This is a genomic window from Microcystis sp. M179S2 (genome assembly GCF_020245805.1).
Classification (GTDB): domain Bacteria; phylum Cyanobacteriota; class Cyanobacteriia; order Cyanobacteriales; family Microcystaceae; genus Microcystis; species Microcystis aeruginosa.
Window position 1 is genome coordinate 1 of the sequence record NZ_JADBUE010000136.1, and the last position, 3170, is coordinate 3170.

Sequence of the window (3170 nt, forward strand, 5' to 3'; positions counted from 1 at the left end):
AAGCTACGATAGGGCATATCGGAAGCTGGTCGTTAGACCTAAACGCTTGGGGAGATTTAAGCTCTATTTTGGTTGGTAGAAATACCTGCTAAGACAACTTGAGTCAGTGAACCAAGAATCCCTCGCATAAGCGCGACGGGAGTGTCAATTTACCACAGCCTTTATCTTCAAGATAACGACTCCCCAAAACCAGAGAGTTTGTACCTCACAATTAAGATAACTGCTATCAGATAACCTCTGATTCGATCTTTTGGGCTATTCTTAGTTTAGCCGAACGAGAACGAGGGTTTTTAGCCTGTTCTTCTCGGCTGGGAATAATCGGCTTTTTCGTGATAATTTTCAAGGAATTATCTTCGCGAAAGCCATACTTGATCAGACGATCTTCTAGACTATGAAAACTGATCATAGCGATAATTCCCCCGGATTTTAGCCAGTGGGGGGCTTGATTTAACAATTTTTGCAGAGAATCTAATTCTTGATTAACAGCGATGCGTAGGGATTGAAAAACCCGCGTTGCCGGATGAATACGTCCATAACGGTAACTAGCGGGTACAGAACTAGCGATGACAGCCGCTAATTCAGTGGTGGTAGTAAAGGGACGTTTTTGGACGATCGAGCGAGCAATAGGACGAGATAAACGTTCTTCTCCGTATTGATAAAAAAGATCTGCTAATTCTTTTTCGTGCCAATGGTTGATAATATCGGCTGCCGTTAGGGATTGACAGCGATCCATCCGCATATCTAAGGCTGCCGTGTGGCGAAAACTAAAGCCGCGCTCGCTCTGATCGAATTGGGGAGAACTGACTCCTAAATCGGCGATAATGCCATCAAAACTGCTATTTTGTCCATTATAATCGGCGAAGTTCCCCCACCAGAGGGTTAAACGGCTATCTAGATAGGGAGCGAGACTAATTTTAGCGGCTTCTAGGGCGCTTTGATCGCGATCGATGGCGGTTACTGTGGTTTCGGGATGGGCTTCTAAAAGCAGGCGGCTGTGTCCACCACCCCCGAGGGTAAGATCGAGATAATGCCCCCCGGGTTGAATATTTAAACCGGCGATTAATTCTTGACTCAAAACGGAAATATGGAGAAAATCTTGATTCATCTGCTGATAACTTCCTGAAAATGGCGATTTAACCTAAAAATAACTGATAGGCCCGGTTTTGACTTTCATCCCAATAGCGATAGCCGAGAGTATCGAGAAAAGCTTGCCATTGATTCATTTCATCGGGGGGGACTTGTATGCCCACGACGATGCGCCCGTAATCGGCCCCGTTATTGCGATAATGGAAAACGCTGATATTCCAGTGGGGACTCATGGAGGCGACAAATTTCATTAAAGCCCCCGGTCGTTCGGGAAACTCGAAGCGGTAAAATAATTCATGATCGGCTAAATGCGATCGCCCTCCCACCATGTGGCGCAGATGCAATTTAGTCAATTCATCATCGCTAATATCGAGGGTTTTAAAGCCGCAAGCTTCAAAACTCTCGGCTAATTTCTTGGCATCAGTGCGATTTTCGATCTGGGCGCCGACAAAAATATGTGCTTCTTTTTCATCGGCAATGCGATAACTAAATTCGGTTAAATTGCGTTTGCCGACACATTCGCAAAAACGCCGTAAACTGCCCGGTTGTTCGGGAATAGTCACAGCATACAACGCCTCGCGCCGTTCCCCTAATTCGGCCCTTTCCGCCACAAACCGCAGACGATCAAAGTTCATATTCGCCCCACAAGCCACAGCAACGAGGGTTTTATCCTCAATTCCTTCTCTTTCTACATAAGCTTTCGCTCCTGCTACCGCTAACGCCCCCGCAGGTTCTAAAATCGAGCGTGTATCTTGAAAAACATCCTTAATCGCCGCACAGATATCATCCGTATCCACGAGGATAATCTCGTCCACATACTGCTGACAGAGACGAAAAGTCTCCTCTCCCACCTCGCGCACCGCCACCCCATCGGCAAATAATCCCACTTGGGACAAACGCAGCCGATAACCGGCTTTTAGGGATTGATTCATCGCGTCTGAGTCCACAGGTTCCACCCCGATAATTTTAATTTCTGGACGTAAACGCTTGACATAGGCTGCAATACCTGATATTAAGCCACCGCCACCAATAGCGACAAAAATCGCCTCGATCGGTTGCTGATATTGTCGTAAAATTTCCATACCGATCGTACCCTGGCCGGCGATTACCTCCGGGTCATCGAAGGGATGGATAAAAGTTAAGCCTTTTTCCGCTTCTAACTGCTGCGCGTAGGTGTAGGCATCATCGTAGGTGTCACCGTGCAGGACGACAATCCCGCCCCGGGCTTTTACCGCGTCGATTTTGACTTGCGGAGTGGTGACAGGCATAACGATAATCGCTTGGGTTCCCAATTGCCGCGCCCCCAAAGCGACTCCCTGGGCATGATTTCCCGCCGAAGCAGCAATTACACCTTTTTGTAACAAATCCCTTGACAAATGCGCCATTTTGTTGTATGCGCCGCGCAGTTTAAAGGAGAAAACCGACTGCATATCCTCGCGCTTGAGTAAAAGCTGATTGTGCAAGCGTTGGGAGAGATTGGGGGCAAGTTCCAAGGGGGTTTCTTGGGCGACATCGTAGACGCGTGCGGTGAGGATTTGAACCAGGTAATCGCAGTACATTATTCTTTTTTGGCGGTGGGGATTGGCGAGTCAGGCTAGGATACAGAATAGATCATCGTCAGTCCGGTTAGCAATAAAGAGCTATCAGCTGTCAGCCGTCAGCTTTTTGCTCCCCTTCAACACGGAATCATTGGGGAGTTCTTGACATTCATCATCAAAGGCCGTCAATAGCGAAAAAATTGCCGAGCCAGAGATAGCCAGTCCGTTTTAACGGAACCGGCTGTGGAGCGAGACTAAGGGATTTATCCCGTTGTATCCAAAGTTTTGATATAGTCCTGCGGAATCTCTGCCATTGATACTCCTTCTTTCTCTGCATAAGCTTTTAATCGCTCATACTCTTTATCATACTAAATCCGTTGAGCATAGGCTACTTATAAGGACAGGCACTCATGCAAAAGGGGGAATAAATAGGGTTTGCGGCAAAAAGTTTGTTGGTGGGGTTAGGAGTCGGTCGTCGGTCGTCGGTCGTCAGTAGCCGGTCGTTTCAGGCTTTCTTGCCCTCTTTTTTTGTACCAATTTATGTAC

2 protein-coding genes are annotated in these 3170 nt (G+C 47.4%); both read right to left on the minus strand.

The features are described 5' to 3' along the window. Positions 1 to 226 precede the first annotated feature (226 nt). Entirely contained in the window at positions 227 to 1105 is an 879-nt protein-coding gene (gene rsmH / locus IM500_RS07790) for a 16S rRNA (cytosine(1402)-N(4))-methyltransferase RsmH (protein ID WP_287738078.1), read from the minus strand. A gap of 28 nt (positions 1106 to 1133) precedes the next feature. Then, complete coding sequence (gene ilvA / locus IM500_RS07795) at positions 1134 to 2645, minus strand: threonine ammonia-lyase, biosynthetic (protein ID WP_190723088.1); 1512 nt, start codon at positions 2643 to 2645, stop codon at positions 1134 to 1136. Positions 2646 to 3170 lie beyond the last annotated feature (525 nt).